This window comes from Escherichia whittamii (genome assembly GCF_014836715.1).
GTDB lineage: Bacteria > Pseudomonadota > Gammaproteobacteria > Enterobacterales > Enterobacteriaceae > Escherichia > Escherichia whittamii.
The window spans coordinates 1-15,151 of sequence record NZ_JACSQI010000023.1 but is presented as its reverse complement, the minus strand read 5'-3'; the positions used below and the strand labels follow the sequence as shown (position 1 = coordinate 15,151).

At 50.1% G+C, this 15,151-nt stretch carries 31 protein-coding genes; 1 reads left to right on the top strand and 30 read right to left on the bottom strand.

Annotation, left to right across the window (positions count from 1 at the left end; genetic code table 11):
• Positions 1 to 32: 32 nt before the first annotated feature.
• The 27 genes from H9644_RS21165 to rpsJ all read right to left on the bottom strand — a co-directional run bounded on the left by H9644_RS21165 (position 33) and on the right by rpsJ (position 13,263).
• Positions 33 to 1,022 carry a DNA-directed RNA polymerase subunit alpha gene (locus H9644_RS21165; protein WP_001162094.1) on the bottom strand — a complete coding sequence of 330 codons (990 nt, stop codon included), beginning with the start codon at positions 1,020 to 1,022 and terminating at the stop codon, positions 33 to 35.
• A 25-nt stretch (positions 1,023 to 1,047) separates the two neighbouring features.
• Positions 1,048 to 1,668 carry a 30S ribosomal protein S4 gene (rpsD, locus tag H9644_RS21160; RefSeq protein WP_000135224.1) on the bottom strand — a complete coding sequence of 207 codons (621 nt, stop codon included), beginning with the start codon at positions 1,666 to 1,668 and terminating at the stop codon, positions 1,048 to 1,050.
• Positions 1,669 to 1,701: 33 nt separating this feature from the next.
• Positions 1,702 to 2,091, bottom strand: coding sequence for a 30S ribosomal protein S11 (gene rpsK, locus H9644_RS21155; RefSeq protein ID WP_001029684.1), 390 nt, complete (start codon positions 2,089 to 2,091; stop codon positions 1,702 to 1,704).
• 16 nt (positions 2,092 to 2,107) lie between these two features.
• Complete coding sequence (gene rpsM / locus H9644_RS21150; protein ID WP_000090775.1) at positions 2,108 to 2,464, bottom strand: 30S ribosomal protein S13; 357 nt, start codon at positions 2,462 to 2,464, stop codon at positions 2,108 to 2,110.
• Positions 2,465 to 2,610: 146 nt separating this feature from the next.
• A complete protein-coding gene (gene rpmJ, locus H9644_RS21145; protein ID WP_000868187.1) occupies positions 2,611 to 2,727 on the bottom strand; it encodes a 50S ribosomal protein L36 in 117 nt (38 codons plus the stop codon).
• A 31-nt stretch (positions 2,728 to 2,758) separates the two neighbouring features.
• Positions 2,759 to 4,090, bottom strand: a complete 1,332-nt coding sequence (secY, locus tag H9644_RS21140; RefSeq protein WP_001118861.1) for a preprotein translocase subunit SecY — start codon at positions 4,088 to 4,090, stop codon at positions 2,759 to 2,761.
• A gap of 7 nt (positions 4,091 to 4,097) precedes the next feature.
• On the bottom strand, positions 4,098 to 4,532 hold the full coding sequence (rplO, locus tag H9644_RS21135) for a 50S ribosomal protein L15 (RefSeq protein ID WP_001238917.1): 435 nt from the start codon (positions 4,530 to 4,532) through the stop codon (positions 4,098 to 4,100).
• A gap of 3 nt (positions 4,533 to 4,535) precedes the next feature.
• Positions 4,536 to 4,715, bottom strand: a complete 180-nt coding sequence (gene rpmD, locus H9644_RS21130; protein ID WP_001140433.1) for a 50S ribosomal protein L30 — start codon at positions 4,713 to 4,715, stop codon at positions 4,536 to 4,538.
• A 3-nt stretch (positions 4,716 to 4,718) separates the two neighbouring features.
• Positions 4,719 to 5,222 (bottom strand): 30S ribosomal protein S5, encoded by a 504-nt coding sequence (gene rpsE, locus H9644_RS21125; protein ID WP_000940122.1) that lies wholly within the window; start codon positions 5,220 to 5,222, stop codon positions 4,719 to 4,721.
• A 14-nt stretch (positions 5,223 to 5,236) separates the two neighbouring features.
• Positions 5,237 to 5,590 carry a 50S ribosomal protein L18 gene (rplR, locus tag H9644_RS21120; protein ID WP_000358960.1) on the bottom strand — a complete coding sequence of 118 codons (354 nt, stop codon included), beginning with the start codon at positions 5,588 to 5,590 and terminating at the stop codon, positions 5,237 to 5,239.
• 9 nt (positions 5,591 to 5,599) lie between these two features.
• Positions 5,600 to 6,133, bottom strand: coding sequence for a 50S ribosomal protein L6 (gene rplF, locus H9644_RS21115; protein ID WP_064524927.1), 534 nt, complete (start codon positions 6,131 to 6,133; stop codon positions 5,600 to 5,602).
• Positions 6,134 to 6,145: 12 nt separating this feature from the next.
• Positions 6,146 to 6,538 carry a 30S ribosomal protein S8 gene (gene rpsH, locus H9644_RS21110; RefSeq protein ID WP_000062611.1) on the bottom strand — a complete coding sequence of 131 codons (393 nt, stop codon included), beginning with the start codon at positions 6,536 to 6,538 and terminating at the stop codon, positions 6,146 to 6,148.
• 33 nt (positions 6,539 to 6,571) lie between these two features.
• Complete coding sequence (gene rpsN, locus H9644_RS21105; protein ID WP_001118930.1) at positions 6,572 to 6,877, bottom strand: 30S ribosomal protein S14; 306 nt, start codon at positions 6,875 to 6,877, stop codon at positions 6,572 to 6,574.
• Positions 6,878 to 6,891: 14 nt separating this feature from the next.
• Positions 6,892 to 7,431 carry a 50S ribosomal protein L5 gene (gene rplE, locus H9644_RS21100; protein ID WP_001096200.1) on the bottom strand — a complete coding sequence of 180 codons (540 nt, stop codon included), beginning with the start codon at positions 7,429 to 7,431 and terminating at the stop codon, positions 6,892 to 6,894.
• A 14-nt stretch (positions 7,432 to 7,445) separates the two neighbouring features.
• Positions 7,446 to 7,760 carry a 50S ribosomal protein L24 gene (gene rplX, locus H9644_RS21095; RefSeq protein WP_000729185.1) on the bottom strand — a complete coding sequence of 105 codons (315 nt, stop codon included), beginning with the start codon at positions 7,758 to 7,760 and terminating at the stop codon, positions 7,446 to 7,448.
• A gap of 10 nt (positions 7,761 to 7,770) precedes the next feature.
• Positions 7,771 to 8,142: a 50S ribosomal protein L14 gene (gene rplN, locus H9644_RS21090; protein WP_000613955.1), complete on the bottom strand. Its 372-nt coding sequence runs from the start codon at positions 8,140 to 8,142 to the stop codon at positions 7,771 to 7,773.
• Positions 8,143 to 8,306: 164 nt separating this feature from the next.
• The gene (gene rpsQ, locus H9644_RS21085; protein ID WP_000130100.1) at positions 8,307 to 8,561 is read right to left on the bottom strand and encodes a 30S ribosomal protein S17; all 255 of its coding nucleotides are present in this window, start codon (positions 8,559 to 8,561) and stop codon (positions 8,307 to 8,309) included.
• Positions 8,561 to 8,752, bottom strand: a complete 192-nt coding sequence (gene rpmC / locus H9644_RS21080; RefSeq protein ID WP_000644741.1) for a 50S ribosomal protein L29 — start codon at positions 8,750 to 8,752, stop codon at positions 8,561 to 8,563. Before rpmC ends, rpsQ begins: the two co-directional genes overlap by 1 nt.
• Complete coding sequence (gene rplP / locus H9644_RS21075; RefSeq protein ID WP_000941212.1) at positions 8,752 to 9,162, bottom strand: 50S ribosomal protein L16; 411 nt, start codon at positions 9,160 to 9,162, stop codon at positions 8,752 to 8,754. Before rplP ends, rpmC begins: the two co-directional genes overlap by 1 nt.
• 12 nt (positions 9,163 to 9,174) lie before the next feature.
• Entirely contained in the window at positions 9,175 to 9,876 is a 702-nt protein-coding gene (rpsC, locus tag H9644_RS21070) for a 30S ribosomal protein S3 (RefSeq protein ID WP_000529945.1), read from the bottom strand.
• A gap of 17 nt (positions 9,877 to 9,893) precedes the next feature.
• Positions 9,894 to 10,226, bottom strand: a complete 333-nt coding sequence (gene rplV, locus H9644_RS21065) for a 50S ribosomal protein L22 (protein WP_000447529.1) — start codon at positions 10,224 to 10,226, stop codon at positions 9,894 to 9,896.
• Positions 10,227 to 10,240: 14 nt separating this feature from the next.
• Entirely contained in the window at positions 10,241 to 10,519 is a 279-nt protein-coding gene (gene rpsS / locus H9644_RS21060; RefSeq protein ID WP_001138117.1) for a 30S ribosomal protein S19, read from the bottom strand.
• Positions 10,520 to 10,535: 16 nt separating this feature from the next.
• Entirely contained in the window at positions 10,536 to 11,357 is an 822-nt protein-coding gene (gene rplB / locus H9644_RS21055) for a 50S ribosomal protein L2 (protein ID WP_000301864.1), read from the bottom strand.
• Between the two features lie 17 nt (positions 11,358 to 11,374).
• Entirely contained in the window at positions 11,375 to 11,677 is a 303-nt protein-coding gene (gene rplW, locus H9644_RS21050; RefSeq protein WP_000617544.1) for a 50S ribosomal protein L23, read from the bottom strand.
• Positions 11,674 to 12,279, bottom strand: coding sequence for a 50S ribosomal protein L4 (gene rplD / locus H9644_RS21045; protein WP_000424395.1), 606 nt, complete (start codon positions 12,277 to 12,279; stop codon positions 11,674 to 11,676). The genes rplW and rplD overlap by 4 nt, the downstream gene beginning before the upstream one ends.
• 10 nt (positions 12,280 to 12,289) lie before the next feature.
• Positions 12,290 to 12,919: a 50S ribosomal protein L3 gene (gene rplC, locus H9644_RS21040; RefSeq protein WP_000579833.1), complete on the bottom strand. Its 630-nt coding sequence runs from the start codon at positions 12,917 to 12,919 to the stop codon at positions 12,290 to 12,292.
• 32 nt (positions 12,920 to 12,951) lie between these two features.
• Entirely contained in the window at positions 12,952 to 13,263 is a 312-nt protein-coding gene (gene rpsJ, locus H9644_RS21035) for a 30S ribosomal protein S10 (RefSeq protein WP_001181004.1), read from the bottom strand.
• A 378-nt stretch (positions 13,264 to 13,641) separates the two neighbouring features.
• Here rpsJ and H9644_RS21030 point away from each other — a divergent pair, with 378 nt between their 5' ends.
• Positions 13,642 to 14,109 (top strand): prepilin peptidase, encoded by a 468-nt coding sequence (locus H9644_RS21030; protein WP_064524933.1) that lies wholly within the window; start codon positions 13,642 to 13,644, stop codon positions 14,107 to 14,109.
• Here the strand turns inward: H9644_RS21030 and bfr are convergent.
• The 3 genes from bfr to H9644_RS21015 form a co-directional block, all read right to left on the bottom strand.
• Positions 14,106 to 14,582 (bottom strand): bacterioferritin, encoded by a 477-nt coding sequence (gene bfr / locus H9644_RS21025; RefSeq protein WP_064524936.1) that lies wholly within the window; start codon positions 14,580 to 14,582, stop codon positions 14,106 to 14,108. The two genes, H9644_RS21030 and bfr, sit on opposite strands and share 4 nt — an antisense overlap.
• 72 nt (positions 14,583 to 14,654) lie before the next feature.
• Positions 14,655 to 14,849, bottom strand: a complete 195-nt coding sequence (bfd, locus tag H9644_RS21020) for a bacterioferritin-associated ferredoxin (protein ID WP_000289090.1) — start codon at positions 14,847 to 14,849, stop codon at positions 14,655 to 14,657.
• Between the two features lie 182 nt (positions 14,850 to 15,031).
• Positions 15,032 to 15,151: EF-Tu C-terminal domain-related protein (locus H9644_RS21015; protein ID WP_001692289.1), on the bottom strand; the 120-nt coding region annotated here is incomplete at its 5' end.

Below are 15,151 nucleotides of genomic sequence, written 5' to 3'. Positions count from 1 at the left end.
CCTTCTCAGTAAAACCTTAACCTGTGATCCGGTTACTCGTCAGCGATGCTTGCCGGTGGCCAGTTTTCCAGGCGCATACCCAGAGACAGTCCACGGGAAGCCAGCACGTCTTTAATCTCAGTAAGAGATTTTTTACCAAGGTTAGGCGTTTTAAGGAGCTCAACCTCGGTACGTTGTACCAGATCACCGATATAGTGGATAGCTTCTGCTTTAAGGCAGTTAGCAGAGCGGACAGTCAATTCCAGATCGTCAACAGGGCGCAGCAGGATCGGATCGAACTCTGGTTTCTCTTCTTTCACTTCCGGCTGACGTACATCACGTAGGTCAACGAAAGCTTCCAGTTGTTCAGCCAGAATGGTTGCCGCACGACGAATCGCCTCTTCAGGATCGATTGTGCCGTTGGTTTCCATTTCGATGACCAGCTTGTCCAGGTCGGTACGCTGTTCTACACGCGCTGCTTCAACATTGTAGGCAATACGCTCTACAGGGCTGTAGCATGCGTCGACCAGCAGACGGCCGATTGGGCGCTCATCTTCTTCCGAATGAATTCGGGTAGAAGCCGGCACATAACCACGACCGCGCTGAACTTTGATACGCATGCTAATAGACGCGTTCTCATCGGTCAGGTGGCAGATCACGTGCTGCGGCTTGACGATTTCGACATCACCGTCGTGGGTGATATCGGCTGCAGTCACAGGGCCAATGCCAGATTTATTCAAGGTAAGAATAACTTCATCTTTGCCCTGAACTCTCACCGCCAGCCCTTTCAGGTTGAGCAGGATTTCCAGGATATCTTCCTGAACGCCTTCTTTGGTGCTGTACTCATGTAGTACACCATCAATCTCAACCTCGGTCACCGCGCAACCCGGCATCGATGAGAGCAGAATACGGCGCAGTGCGTTACCCAGAGTATGGCCAAAGCCACGCTCTAAAGGCTCAAGGGTCACCTTGGCGTGCGTCGAACTCACTTGCTCGATATCAACCAGGCGCGGTTTTAGAAACTCTGTCACAGAACCCTGCATTGTGTCCTCTCTTTGGTACTAAGCTTTACTTGGAGTAAAGCTCGACGATCAGGTGTTCGTTAATGTCCGCAGACAGATCAGAACGCTCCGGCTTACGCTTAAACGTACCTTCCATCTTGCCAGCATCAACTTCCAGCCAGGTTGGCTTTTCACGCTGCTCAGCCAGCTCCAGAGCGGCTTTCACGCGAGACTGCTTCTTCGCTTTCTCACGAATGCTTACAACGTCATTCGGACTAACCTGATAAGAAGCGATGTTAACAACACGACCGTTTACCATAATTGCTTTATGGCTAACCAGCTGACGTGCTTCTGCACGAGTGGCACCGAAGCCCATACGGTATACAACGTTGTCCAGACGACCTTCCAGCAGAGCCAACAGGTTTTCACCGGTGTTGCCTTTCAGACGTGCTGCTTCTTTGTAGTAGTTACGGAACTGACGCTCCAGCACACCATAGATACGGCGAACTTTTTGCTTTTCACGCAACTGCACACCATAGTCAGACAGACGCGGTTTACGCGCACCGTGCTGGCCAGGAGCTTGTTCAATTTTACACTTGGTATCGATCGCGCGAACGCCAGACTTAAGGAATAAGTCGGTGCCCTCACGACGGCTCAGCTTGAGCTTAGGACCCAAATATCTTGCCATTTTCTTTCTCCAACAAACCTGGAAAACGAAGCGTTATACGCGACGTTTTTTCGGCGGACGACAACCGTTATGAGGGATCGGAGTCACATCAGTAATGTTAGTGATGCGGAAACCTGCGGCGTTCAGAGCACGAATAGTAGATTCGCGGCCTGGACCCGGACCTTTAACCATAACTTCCAGATTCTTGATGCCGTATTCTTTCACGGCGTCAGCGCAACGCTCTGCTGCAACCTGAGCTGCAAACGGAGTGGATTTGCGAGAACCACGGAAACCGGAACCACCGGCTGTTGCCCAACCCAACGCGTTACCCTGACGATCAGTGATAGTCACGATGGTGTTGTTGAAAGAAGCATGGATATGAGCCACGCCGTCAGAGACTTGTTTTCTTACACGTTTACGTGCACGAATTGGTGCCTTTGCCATTATTCAATCACCCCGATTATTTCTTGATCGGTTTGCGCGGACCCTTACGGGTACGTGCGTTGGTCTTGGTACGCTGACCGCGAACCGGTAGACCACGACGATGACGCAAACCGCGATAGCAACCAAGATCCATCAGGCGCTTGATGCTCATGCTGATTTCACGGCGCAGATCACCTTCAACGACAAATTTGGCAACTTCGTCACGCAGCGTGTCGATTTGTCCTTCAGACAGCTCACTGATCTTAACATCTTCAGCGATACCCGCTGCAGCCAGGATGGCTTTGGAACGGGTCTTGCCGACGCCATAAATCGAAGTTAATGCGATTACGGCATGCTTATGATCAGGAATGTTAATGCCTGCTATACGGGCCACTATGCACTCCTACTATTTAATATGTACGTTCCATGCTGAAAAGCCCGTTTTCAGGATACTCAAATGGAAACGCACAGACATACAAAAGATTGGCTGGCTAATCTAGCCAGCTCAACCCAACTTTGCAAGAAAAATATGCGAATAAATCAGCCTTGGCGCTGTTTATGCTTCGGCTCGGCACTGCAAATCACACGGATGACACCATCACGCTTAACGATTTTGCAGTTACGGCATAATTTCTTGACGGAAGCACGAACTTTCATTTTTACTCTCCGTAACTTCTCGGGCGACCAATTATCGGCCGTAGCCTTTCAGGTTCGCCTTCTTCAATGCAGACTCATACTGACTGGACATCATCAGAGTTTGCACTTGAGCCATAAAGTCCATAATCACGACAACAACGATAAGCAGTGAGGTCCCACCGAAGTAGAACGGTACTTTCATTGCATCACGCATGAACTCCGGGATCAGGCAGATAAAGGTAATGTACAGCGCACCAACCAGGGTCAGGCGGGTCATTACTTTATCGATATACTTCGCCGTTTGCTCTCCCGGACGAATTCCTGGTACAAATGCACCGGACTTCTTCAGGTTATCTGCTGTTTCACGCGGGTTGAAAACCAACGCCGTGTAGAAGAAACAGAAGAAGATGATTGCAGACGCATAGAGTAACACATAAAGCGGTTGCCCAGGCTGCAAATACAGCGAAATTGTTGTCAGCCAGTTCCAACCAGTACCGCCCCCGAACCATGACGCGATGGTTGCCGGGAACAGAATAATACTGGAAGCGAAGATTGCCGGGATTACCCCCGCCATATTCACTTTCAGCGGTAAATGTGTGCTCTGTGCAGCATAGACACGACGACCTTGCTGACGTTTTGCGTAGTTTACCACAATGCGGCGTTGACCACGCTCAACAAATACAACAAAGAACGTCACTGCAAATACTAATACTGCAACCAACAGCAACACGAGGAAGTGCAGGTCGCCTTGACGCGCTTGCTCGATAGTATGGGCAATGGCTGGCGGGAGTCCCGCGACAATACCGGCGAAGATAATGATTGAAATACCGTTGCCGATACCTCGTTCAGTAATCTGTTCGCCCAACCACATCAGGAACATCGTTCCTGTGACCAGACTTACAACAGCGGTGAAGTAGAATGCAAAGCCCGGGTTAATAACCAGGCCTTGCATACCAGGCATATTCGGCAGACCGGTAGCAATACCGATCGACTGGAATATTGCCAGCACCAGAGTACCGTAACGGGTGTACTGGCTGATCTTACGACGACCAGACTCCCCTTCTTTCTTAATTTCTGCCAGCGTTGGGTGAACCACCGTCAGCAGCTGGATAATGATCGACGCCGAAATATACGGCATGATCCCCAGAGCAAAGATAGAAGCACGGCTGAGAGCACCACCAGAGAACATGTTAAACATCTCAATGATGGTGCCTCGCTGTTGCTCAAGCAGTTTGGCAAGTACAGCGGCATCAATACCAGGGATCGGAATAAAAGAGCCAATACGGAACACAATCAGCGCACCGATAACAAACAGCAGTCTGCGTTTCAGCTCGCCTAAGCCACCTTTGGCACTTTGAAAATCTAATCCCGGTTGTTTAGCCATCTGCTACTTATTCCTCGATTTTACCGCCAGCAGCTTCGATAGCAGCGCGAGCGCCTTTAGTAACACGCAGGCCACGAACAGTTACCGGAGTAGTGACTTCGCCAGCCAGGATCACTTTCGCGAACTCGATCTGGATACCGATAATGTTAGCCGCTTTCAGCGTGTTCAGGTCTACAACACCGCCTTCTACTTTAGCCAGATCAGACAGACGAACTTCGGCTGTAATCGCTGCTTTACGAGAAGTGAAGCCGAATTTCGGCAGACGACGGTACAGAGGCATCTGACCACCTTCGAAACCGCGACGTACGCCACCGCCAGAACGAGATTTCTGACCTTTGTGACCACGACCACCGGTTTTACCGAGGCCAGAACCGATACCACGACCCAGGCGTTTACCCGCCTTTTTGGAGCCTTCGGCCGGAGACAGAGTATTTAAACGCATCTCTTACTCCTCAACTTTAACCATGAAGGAAACCGCGTTGATCATACCACGAATAGCAGGAGTATCCTCGCGCTCTACGGTGTGACCAATACGACGCAGACCCAGGCCAAGCAGCGTTGCCTTGTGTTTCGGCAGACGACCGATTGCACTGCGGGTTTGAGTAATTTTAATAGTCTTTGCCATGGTTTATTTCCCCAGAATTTCTTCAACGGATTTACCACGCTTGGCAGCGACCATTTCTGGAGAACTCATATTTTCCAGGCCATCAATAGTTGCACGAACCACGTTAATCGGGTTGGTGGAACCATATGCTTTAGCCAGAACGTTATGAACCCCAGCGACTTCCAGAACGGCGCGCATTGCACCACCGGCGATGATACCGGTACCTTCGGAAGCCGGCTGCATGAATACGCGAGAACCCGTGTGAACACCTTTAACAGGGTGTTGCAGAGTGCCGTTATTCAGCGCGACGTTAATCATATTGCGACGGGCTTTTTCCATCGCTTTCTGGATCGCTGCTGGAACTTCACGCGCTTTACCGTAACCAAAACCAACGCGACCGTTACCATCGCCAACTACAGTCAGAGCTGTGAAGGAGAAAATACGACCACCTTTAACGGTTTTAGATACGCGGTTTACCGCGATCAGCTTTTCCTGCAGTTCGCCAGCTTGTTTTTCGATGTGAGCCATCTTACACCTCTACCTTAGAACTGAAGGCCAGCTTCACGGGCAGCATCTGCCAGTGCCTGGACACGACCATGATATTGGAACCCGGAACGGTCAAAGGATACATCTTTGATGCCTTTTTCCAGAGCGCGTTCAGCGACAGCTTTACCCACAGCTGCAGCCGCGTCTTTGTTACCGGTGTACTTCAGTTGTTCAGCGATAGCTTTTTCTACAGTAGAAGCAGCTACCAGAACTTCAGAACCGTTCGGTGCAATTACCTGTGCGTAAATATGACGCGGGGTACGATGTACCACCAGGCGAGTTGCGCCCAGCTCCTGGAGCTTGCGGCGTGCGCGGGTCGCACGACGGATACGAGCAGATTTCTTATCCATAGTGTTACCTTACTTCTTCTTAGCCTCTTTGGTACGCACGACTTCGTCGGCGTAACGAACACCCTTGCCTTTGTAAGGCTCAGGACGACGGTAGGCGCGCAGATCCGCTGCAACCTGGCCGATCATCTGCTTATCAGCGCCTTTCAGCACGATTTCAGTCTGAGTCGGACATTCAGCAGTGATACCCGCAGGCAGCTGATGGTCAACAGGATGAGAGAAACCCAGAGACAGGTTAATCACATTACCTTTAACCGCTGCACGGTAACCTACACCAACCAGCTGCAGCTTCTTAGTGAAGCCTTCGGTAACACCGATAACCATTGAGTTCAGCAGGGCACGCGCGGTACCAGCCTGTGCCCAACCGTCTGCGTAACCATCACGCGGACCGAAGGTCAGGGTATTATCTGCATGTTTAACTTCAACAGCATCGTTGAGAGTACGAGTCAGCTCGCCGTTTTTACCTTTGATCGTAATAACCTGACCGTTGATTTTTACATCAACGCCGGCAGGAACAACGACCGGTGCTTTAGCAACACGAGACATTTTTTCCTCCGATTAGGCTACGTAGCAGATAATTTCGCCACCAAGACCAGCCTGGCGCGCTGCACGATCAGTCATAACACCTTTAGAGGTAGAAACAACTGCGATACCCAGACCCGCCATAACTTTCGGCAGCTCATCTTTACGTTTATAGATGCGCAGACCTGGGCGGCTGACACGCTGAATGCTTTCTACAACAGCTTTGCCCTGGAAATACTTAAGAGTCAGTTCCAGTTCAGGCTTGGTGTCGCCTTCAACTTTAAAATCTTCAATAAAACCTTCTTCCTTCAGCACGTTGGCGATTGCCACTTTCAGCTTGGAGGAAGGCATGGTGACCGCAGCTTTGTTCGCGGCCTGACCGTTACGGATACGGGTCAGCATATCCGCGATCGGATCTTGCATGCTCATCTGTCTTTACTCCCGTGATTCAATTGGTGACAATTACCAGCTAGCCTTTTTCAGACCCGGGATTTCACCGCGCATAGCGGCTTCACGGACCTTAATACGGCTCAACCCGAACTTCCGCAGGAAACCATGCGGACGACCTGTTTGACGGCAGCGGTTACGCTGACGAGACGGGCTGGAATCACGCGGCAGAGTCTGCAGCTTGAGAACAGCGTTCCAACGATCTTCGTCGGAAGCGTTCACATCAGAGATGATCGCTTTCAGTTCAGCGCGTTTCGCGAAGTATTTATCAGCTAAAGCTACGCGTTTTACTTCGCGTGCTTTCATTGATTGCTTAGCCATTTAGTAACCCTACCTTACTTGCGGAACGGGAAGTCAAAGGCAGCCAGCAGAGCACGGCCTTCTTCGTCAGATTTCGCAGTAGTGGTAATGGTAATATCCAAACCACGAACGCGGTCGACTTTATCGTAGTCGATTTCTGGGAAGATGATCTGCTCACGGACACCCATGCTGTAGTTACCACGACCGTCGAAAGACTTAGCGGACAGGCCACGGAAGTCACGGATACGCGGTACAGCAATAGTGATCAGGCGCTCAAAGAACTCCCACATGCGTTCGCCACGCAGAGTTACTTTACAGCCGATCGGATAGCCCTGACGGATTTTGAAGCCTGCAACAGATTTGCGTGCTTTGGTGATCAGCGGTTTTTGACCGGAGATTGCTGCCAGGTCAGCTGCTGCGTTATCCAGCAGTTTTTTGTCAGCGATCGCTTCACCAACACCCATGTTCAGGGTGATCTTCTCGACCCGAGGGACTTGCATGACAGAATTGTAGTTAAACTCAGTCATGAGTTTTTTAACTACTTCGTCTTTGTAGTAATCATGCAGTTTCGCCATCGTACTACTCCAAATTACTTGATAGTTTCGCTGTTAGACTTGAAGAAACGGACTTTTTTACCGTCTTCGAATCTAAAGCCTACACGGTCAGCCTTGCCGGTTGCCGCATTGAAGATTGCTACGTTGGAAACCTGAATAGCGGCTTCTTTTTCAACGATGCCACCCGGTTGGTTCAGGGCCGGAACCGGCTTCTGATGTTTCTTAACCAGGTTGATACCTTCAACAATGACCTTGCCGGAAGACAGGACATTCTTAACTTTACCGCGTTTACCTTTATCTTTACCGGTTAACACGATAACTTCGTCATCACGACGGATTTTCGCTGCCATGATTCGCTCCTTAGAGTACTTCTGGTGCCAGAGAGATAATTTTCATGAACTTCTCACTACGAAGCTCACGAGTTACCGGCCCAAAAATACGCGTACCGATAGGCTGCTCGCTGTTGTTGTTCAGAAGAACACAAGCATTACCATCGAAGCGAATGACAGAACCGTCCGGGCGACGAACACCCTTCTTGGTGCGCACCACTACCGCCTTCAGCACATCACCTTTTTTGACCTTACCACGCGGAATTGCTTCCTTGATGGTGATCTTGATGATGTCGCCTACGCCTGCGTAGCGACGGTGCGAGCCACCCAGAACCTTGATACACATTACGCGACGTGCACCGGAGTTGTCGGCGACGTTCAGCATAGTCTGTTCTTGGATCATTTTAGTGCTCCGCTAATGTCAACTACTACTGAGACCCGAAAATCAGGTCGTTAAAAATCCCCATATCGAGGGCGCGGCATTATAACACCGCTTCAAGGATATGGGTAGAAAAAATAAACGGCTCATTTCTGAGCCGTTTATTCGTATCGAGAGAGTGTACTGTATTACAGAACCGCTTTCTCTACAACGCGAACCAGCGTCCAGGATTTAGTCTTGGACAGCGGACGGCATTCGCGGATTTCAACCACGTCACCGATACCGCATTCGTTGTTCTCGTCATGTACGTGCAGTTTGGTCGTACGCTTGATGAATTTACCGTAGATCGGGTGTTTCACAAAACGTTCGATAGCAACAACAATGGATTTCTCCATTTTGTCGCTAACAACGCGACCTTGCAGAGTACGGATTTTATCGGTCATTACGCACCCGCCTTCTCGTTCAGTAAAGTCTTAACGCGTGCGACATCGCGACGCACTTGCTTCAACAGGTGAGACTGTTGCAGCTGGCCACTTGCAGCCTGCATACGCAGGTTGAACTGCTCACGCAGCAGGTTCAGCAGCTCGGTGTTCAGCTCTTCAACGCTCTTCTCACGCAGCTCTTTTGCTTTCATTACATCACCGTCTTAGTTACAAAGGTGGTTTTAATCGGCAGTTTCGCTGCTGCCAGCTTGAATGCTTCACGGGCCAGCTCTTCCGGAACACCGTCCATTTCATACAGGACTTTACCCGGCTGAATCAAGGCAACCCAATACTCCACGTTACCTTTACCTTTACCCATACGCACTGCCAGCGGCTTTTCAGTGATCGGTTTGTCCGGGAACACACGGATCCAGATCTTACCTTGACGCTTAACTGCACGGGTCATAGCACGACGTGCTGCTTCGATCTGACGTGCAGTCAGACGACCACGGCCAACAGCTTTCAGACCGAAGCTGCCGAAGCTAACATCCGTACCCTGCGCCAGACCGCGGTTACGGCCTTTGTGCATTTTACGGAATTTTGTACGCTTTGGTTGTAACATCAGCGACGCTCCTTATTTACGGCCTTTACGCTGCTGCTTTTTAGGCTGAGCAGCCGGTTTTTCCGGTTGTTCAACAGCAGCCATACCACCCAGGATCTCGCCTTTGAAGATCCACACTTTAACGCCGATTACACCGTAAGTGGTGTGCGCTTCAGAGGTGTTGTAGTCGATGTCAGCACGCAGAGTGTGCAGCGGTACGCGACCTTCGCGGTACCATTCGGTACGTGCGATTTCCGCGCCGCCCAGACGGCCGCTAACTTCAACTTTGATACCTTTAGCGCCCAGACGCATTGCGTTCTGTACAGCACGCTTCATAGCACGACGGAACATAACGCGACGTTCCAGCTGAGAAGTGATGCTGTCAGCAACCAGTTTTGCGTCCAGTTCAGGCTTACGAACTTCGGCGATGTTGATCTGTGCAGGAACGCCAGCGATGTCCGCTACGACCTTACGCAGTTTTTCTACGTCTTCACCTTTCTTACCGATAACGATACCCGGGCGAGCAGTGTGAATGGTTACACGGATGCTCTTAGCCGGACGCTCGATAACGATACGAGATACGGACGCTTTAGCCAGTTCCTTAGTCAGGTACTGACGTACTTTAAAATCGCTGTCCAGGTTGTCAGCGAATTCTTTGGTGTTCGCAAACCAGGTAGAGTTCCATGGTTTTACAATACCCAGGCGAATACCATTAGGATGTACTTTCTGACCCATTGCTAGTCTCCAGAGTCTCAGCGATCGGACACAACCACAGTGATGTGGCTGGTGCGCTTCAGGATGCGATCTGCACGACCTTTTGCACGCGGCATAATGCGCTTCATGCTCGGGCCTTCGTCTACGAAAATTTTCGTAACTTTCAGATCGTCAATGTCAGCGCCATCGTTGTGTTCAGCGTTAGCAATGGCAGATTCCAGAACCTTCTTGACCAGTACAGCCGCTTTCTTGTTGGTGTAGGTCAGAATATCCAGAGCCTGCGACACTTTCTTACCGCGAATCAGGTCAGCAACAAGGCGAACCTTCTGAGCAGAAGAACGAGCATGGCGATGTTTAGCGATAGTTTCCATCTCTTCCTCCTACCTTATTTCTTTTTCGCTTTTTTATCAGCAGCATGGCCGCGATAAGTACGAGTCGGTGCGAATTCACCCAGTTTGTGACCGACCATTTCGTCGGTTACAAATACCGGAACGTGCTGACGACCATTATGGACAGCGATGGTCAAACCGATCATGTTAGGAAAGATCGTTGAACGACGGGACCAAGTGCGCAGGGGCTTCTTGTCTCCGCTTTCCACCGCTTTCTCTACCTTCTTCAGCAAGTGCAGGTCAATAAAAGGACCTTTCTTGAGAGAACGTGGCATGGCTTATCCTCTAAAATTATTTGCTACGGCGACGTACGATGAATTTATCAGTACGCTTGTTGCTGCGGGTCTTCTTACCTTTGGTCTGAACGCCCCACGGAGTTACCGGGTGCTTACCAAAGTTACGACCTTCACCACCACCATGTGGGTGGTCTACCGGGTTCATCGCGGTACCGCGAACGGTCGGACGAACACCACGCCAGCGTGCAGCACCTGCTTTACCCAGAACGCGCAGCATATGCTCAGCATTGCCAACTTCGCCCAGAGTTGCACGGCAGTCTGCTTCTACTTTACGCATTTCACCAGAACGCAGACGCAGGGTGACATAAGCACCGTCACGAGCAACGATCTGAACGTAAGTACCAGCGGAACGTGCCAGCTGACCGCCTTTACCTGGTTTCATTTCTACGTTGTGAACAGTAGAACCAACCGGGATGTTGCGCATCGGCAGGGTGTTACCTGGTTTGATTGCAGCATCAACGCCAGACTGAATCTGGTCGCCAGCTTTCAGGCCTTTAGGGGCCAGGATGTAACGGCGCTCACCGTCTTTGTACAGAACCAGCGCGATGTTCGCGGAACGGTTCGGATCGTACTCAAGACGTTCAACAACTGCCGGGATACCGTCTTTGTTGCGTTTGAAGTCAACAATACGGTAAGCCTGCTTGTGGCCACCACCGATATGACGAGTGGTGATACGGCCATTGTTGTTACGACCACCGGATTTGCTGTTTTTTTCCAGCAACGGAGCAAAAGGTTTGCCCTTGTGCAGCTCAGGGTTAACCACTTTAACAACGTGGCGACGACCCGGAGATGTCGGTTTACATTTAACAACTGCCATTGTATTACTCCTCCGACTTACTCAGCGCCGCCAACGAAGTCCAGGTTCTGGCCTTCTTTAAGGGTGACGTAAGCTTTTTTCCAGTCGCTACGACGACCGATACGCTGTCCGTGACGTTTAACTTTCCCTTTAACTACCAGGGTGTTAACGACTTCGACTTCGACTTCAAACAGTTTCTGCACAGCAGCTTTGATTTCTGCTTTGGTCGCGTCTTTAGCAACTTTGAGTACGATGGTGTTGGATTTTTCCATCGCAGTAGACGCTTTTTCAGAAACGTGCGGTGCACGCAGCACCTTCAGCAGACGTTCTTCACGAATCATGCCAGCATCTCCTCAACTTGCTTAACAGCATCAGCAGTCATTACGACTTTGTCGAAGGCGATCAGGCTAACCGGGTCGATACCAGTTGCATCGCGTACGTCAACCTTGTGCAGGTTGCGCGCAGCCAGGAACAGGTTTTCGTCCAGCTCACCGGTGATGATCAGCACATCTTCCAGAGCCATGTCTTTCAGTTTCTGTGCCAGCAGCTTGGTTTTCGGTGCTTCTACAGAGAACTTCTCGACAACGATCAGACGATCCTGACGTACCAGTTCGGACAGGATGCTTTTCAGCGCGCCGCGGTACATCTTCTTGTTAACTTTTTGACTGTGGTCCTGCGGACGAGCAGCGAAGGTCACGCCACCAGAACGCCAAATCGGGCTCTTGATAGAACCAGAACGCGCACGGCCGGTGCCTTTCTGGCGCCACGGTTTTTTACCGGAACCAGTTACTTCAGCACGAGTCTTCTGAGCACGAGTACCCTGACGAGCACCGGCTGCATAAGCAACAACAACCTGGTGAACCAGCGCTTCGTTGAAATCACGACCGAAGGTAGTTTCGGAAACAGTCAGCGCGCTCTGCGCGTCTTTCAATACTAATTCCATTGCTATCTCCTTACGCCTTCACAGCTGGTTTAACGATCAGGTCGCTACCGGTTGCACCCGGGACCGCACCTTTAACCAGCAGCAGGTTGCGCTCAGCGTCAACGCGTACTACGTCAAGGCTCTGAACGGTTACACGTTCGTTACCCATCTGACCTGCCATTTTCTTGCCTTTGAACACTTTGCCCGGAGTCTGGTTCTGACCGATAGAACCCGGAACGCGGTGAGACAAGGAGTTACCGTGAGTAGCGTCCTGGGTACGGAAGTTCCAGCGCTTAACGGTACCTGCGAAACCTTTACCTTTAGAGGTGCCAGTTACGTCAACTTTTTTAACGTCAGCAAACAGTTCAACGCTAATGCTCTGACCTACAGTGAACTCTTCGCCTTCAGCCAGGCGGAATTCCCACAGACCACGGCCAGCTTCTACGCCAGCTTTAGCGAAGTGGCCAGCTTCAGGCTTGGTCACACGGTTAGCTTTTTTAGCACCGGTGGTTACCTGAATAGCACGGTAGCCATCGTTAGCCAGGTCTTTAACCTGAGTAACGCGGTTTGCTTCAACTTCGATTACGGTTACTGGGATAGAAACGCCGTCTTCTGTGAAGATACGGGTCATACCCACTTTTTTACCGACTAAACCAATCATTGTTTCAACCTCTCAATCGCTCAATGACCTGATTAACCCAGGCTGATCTGCACGTCTACACCGGCAGCCAGATCCAGACGCATCAGAGCATCAACGGTTTTCTCGGTTGGCTCAACGATGTCAACCAGACGCAAGTGAGTACGGATTTCGTACTGATCGCGCGCGTCTTTGTTGACGTGCGGAGAGATCAGAACAGTGAAGCGCTCTTTGCGTGTCGGCAGCGGGATCGGACCACGGACCTGCGCACCAGTGCGCTTGGCAGTCTCGACGATTTCCGCGGTTGCTTGATCGATCAGACGATGATCAAACGCTTTCAGGCGGATACGGATTCTTTGGTTCTGCATGAGACCAGAGCTCCAATTATTTTATAAACGAAAATGATTACTCCTCAGACCCATTACGATTGATGGGAGAGTGTAACCGTTCTTACGTAGCCCCCCGATTGGGAGCATTGTTAGGTAGCCAAATTCGGCTAACTGAGGTTCAGATTGAACCTGCTGTCAACTACGACAAGCCCGCGCATTATACGCAAATCTGAGCCTGACGCAAGCATCGGGTAGAAATTAATCGCAACGCTCAGATTGCGAGCTGCATTCCACGATATTTGTAAGGTTGTGAAGATAGCGTTTTTCACCGGAACCAGGTTAACAAATCAGCGATTTCTCTGTTGCTGAGTATCCGGAGTTATTCGATGGTGATACCCCAATTACAGAGGATGTTTTATGGACGCTACCCTTCCCTTTCTGATTTTGTACGCTTGTTTATCAGCCCTACTTTTTTTCTGGGACGCAAAGCATGGCTTGTTACCTGACAGATTTACATGCCCGTTACTCTGGTCAGGTCTTTTGTTCTATCAAGTTTGTCATCCTGACGGTTTAGCCGATGCGTTATGGGGAGCGATTATTGGTTACGGTACATTCGCTGTCATTTACTGGGGGTATCGCATACTGCGTCATAAAGAAGGATTAGGCTATGGTGATGTGAAGTTTCTCGCCGCCCTTGGCGCCTGGCATACATGGGCCTTCTTGCCACGGCTAGTTTTCCTTGCTGCCTCATTCGCTTGCGGGGCCGTAGTTATTGGTCTGCTTATGAGAGGAAAAGAATCATTAAAAAACCCGCTGCCTTTTGGACCATTTCTGGCAGCTGCGGGTTTCGTTGTAGGCTGGGATAGTCTGCTGGCAGGCCGTTAATCTTTAACTTTAATTTGTGACTGCAGGTAATTCTGTAGGCCGATTTTACCGATGAGATCCAGTTCAGTTTCGAGCCAGTCGATATGACCTTCTTCATCGGCAAGGATCTCGATCAGCATATCGCGGCTGACATAGTCATGAACGCTGTCGGCATAAGCGATAGCCTCGCGAAGATCCTTCGCACCCTCCAGCTCTAATCGCAGGTCGGATTGCAGCATCTCCTCAACATCTTCACCAATCCCCAGTTTGCCTAAATCCTGTAAGTTGGGGATTCCTTCTAAAAACAAAATACGCTCGATATATTTATCGGCGTGTTTCATCTCATCGATGGATTCATGATATTCGACGTCATTGAGACGCATCAGGCCCCAGTTTTTAAACATCCGGGCATGGAGAAAATACTGATTGATTGCGACAAGCTCATTTCCCAATAGTTTATTGAGATAATTTATGATTTTAACATCACCTTTCATTTTATAGTCCCTCCGCTTCCACTATTAGAGCGTAGATGGGGCTAGCGGGATGTCAAAAAATAAGCGTGGGCTTCAGGCAATCTCTTTAAATTCTGGCATCTGCATCAACTCGTCCTGCATCACTTCGCGTGCGGCGCGAATGCACTTACCACATTGATTTCCCACAGGAATAAACTTACGTAATTGTTGGAAAGACTGAGGATGAAACTGACGGACTGCCTGGCGAATTTTTTTGTCACTTACACCATTACACAAACAAACGTACATGATTACTCCCGTTCAAATTCTGTGCAAAGTGTAAATGAGAATAGTTATGATTACAATAGCACAGTTTTATTTGCGCCACAGTTCAGCGAGCGAAATTACGACTAAATATTTCGAGCTCAAATTACGGGCAGCAAAAAGGGCGCCGAAGCGCCCTTTTTAATTCGAAACTAATTAACGAATAATTAGCTCAGAACTTTAGCAACAACGCCCGCGCCAACGGTACGGCCGCCTTCACGGATTGCGAAACGCAGACCGTCGTCCATCGCGATCGGGTGGATCAGGGTAACAACCATTTTGATGTT

Coding starts and splice junctions, on each gene's coding strand:
- rpsJ (WP_001181004.1), bottom strand. CDS start 13,263: ATGCAGAACCAAAGAATCCGTATCCGCCTGAAAGCGTTTGATCATCGT.
- rpsC (WP_000529945.1), bottom strand. CDS start 9,876: ATGGGTCAGAAAGTACATCCTAATGGTATTCGCCTGGGTATTGTAAAA.
- rplO (WP_001238917.1), bottom strand. CDS start 4,532: ATGCGTTTAAATACTCTGTCTCCGGCCGAAGGCTCCAAAAAGGCGGGT.
- rplR (WP_000358960.1), bottom strand. CDS start 5,590: ATGGATAAGAAATCTGCTCGTATCCGTCGTGCGACCCGCGCACGCCGC.
- rplD (WP_000424395.1), bottom strand. CDS start 12,279: ATGGAATTAGTATTGAAAGACGCGCAGAGCGCGCTGACTGTTTCCGAA.
- H9644_RS21165 (WP_001162094.1), bottom strand. CDS start 1,022: ATGCAGGGTTCTGTGACAGAGTTTCTAAAACCGCGCCTGGTTGATATC.
- rpsQ (WP_000130100.1), bottom strand. CDS start 8,561: ATGACCGATAAAATCCGTACTCTGCAAGGTCGCGTTGTTAGCGACAAA.
- rplN (WP_000613955.1), bottom strand. CDS start 8,142: ATGATCCAAGAACAGACTATGCTGAACGTCGCCGACAACTCCGGTGCA.
- bfd (WP_000289090.1), bottom strand. CDS start 14,849: ATGTACGTTTGTTTGTGTAATGGTGTAAGTGACAAAAAAATTCGCCAG.
- rpsK (WP_001029684.1), bottom strand. CDS start 2,091: ATGGCAAAGGCACCAATTCGTGCACGTAAACGTGTAAGAAAACAAGTC.
- rpmC (WP_000644741.1), bottom strand. CDS start 8,752: ATGAAAGCAAAAGAGCTGCGTGAGAAGAGCGTTGAAGAGCTGAACACC.
- H9644_RS21030 (WP_064524933.1), top strand. CDS start 13,642: ATGGACGCTACCCTTCCCTTTCTGATTTTGTACGCTTGTTTATCAGCC.
- rpmD (WP_001140433.1), bottom strand. CDS start 4,715: ATGGCAAAGACTATTAAAATTACTCAAACCCGCAGTGCAATCGGTCGT.
- rpsD (WP_000135224.1), bottom strand. CDS start 1,668: ATGGCAAGATATTTGGGTCCTAAGCTCAAGCTGAGCCGTCGTGAGGGC.
- rplX (WP_000729185.1), bottom strand. CDS start 7,760: ATGGCAGCGAAAATCCGTCGTGATGACGAAGTTATCGTGTTAACCGGT.
- secY (WP_001118861.1), bottom strand. CDS start 4,090: ATGGCTAAACAACCGGGATTAGATTTTCAAAGTGCCAAAGGTGGCTTA.
- rpsN (WP_001118930.1), bottom strand. CDS start 6,877: ATGGCTAAGCAATCAATGAAAGCACGCGAAGTAAAACGCGTAGCTTTA.
- rplV (WP_000447529.1), bottom strand. CDS start 10,226: ATGGAAACTATCGCTAAACATCGCCATGCTCGTTCTTCTGCTCAGAAG.
- rplF (WP_064524927.1), bottom strand. CDS start 6,133: ATGTCTCGTGTTGCTAAAGCACCGGTCGTTGTTCCTGCCGGCGTTGAT.
- rpsH (WP_000062611.1), bottom strand. CDS start 6,538: ATGAGCATGCAAGATCCGATCGCGGATATGCTGACCCGTATCCGTAAC.
- rplC (WP_000579833.1), bottom strand. CDS start 12,919: ATGATTGGTTTAGTCGGTAAAAAAGTGGGTATGACCCGTATCTTCACA.
- rplB (WP_000301864.1), bottom strand. CDS start 11,357: ATGGCAGTTGTTAAATGTAAACCGACATCTCCGGGTCGTCGCCACGTT.
- bfr (WP_064524936.1), bottom strand. CDS start 14,582: ATGAAAGGTGATGTTAAAATCATAAATTATCTCAATAAACTATTGGGA.
- rpsS (WP_001138117.1), bottom strand. CDS start 10,519: ATGCCACGTTCTCTCAAGAAAGGTCCTTTTATTGACCTGCACTTGCTG.
- rplP (WP_000941212.1), bottom strand. CDS start 9,162: ATGTTACAACCAAAGCGTACAAAATTCCGTAAAATGCACAAAGGCCGT.
- rplE (WP_001096200.1), bottom strand. CDS start 7,431: ATGGCGAAACTGCATGATTACTACAAAGACGAAGTAGTTAAAAAACTC.
- rplW (WP_000617544.1), bottom strand. CDS start 11,677: ATGATTCGTGAAGAACGTCTGCTGAAGGTGCTGCGTGCACCGCACGTT.
- rpsE (WP_000940122.1), bottom strand. CDS start 5,222: ATGGCTCACATCGAAAAACAAGCTGGCGAACTGCAGGAAAAGCTGATC.
- rpmJ (WP_000868187.1), bottom strand. CDS start 2,727: ATGAAAGTTCGTGCTTCCGTCAAGAAATTATGCCGTAACTGCAAAATC.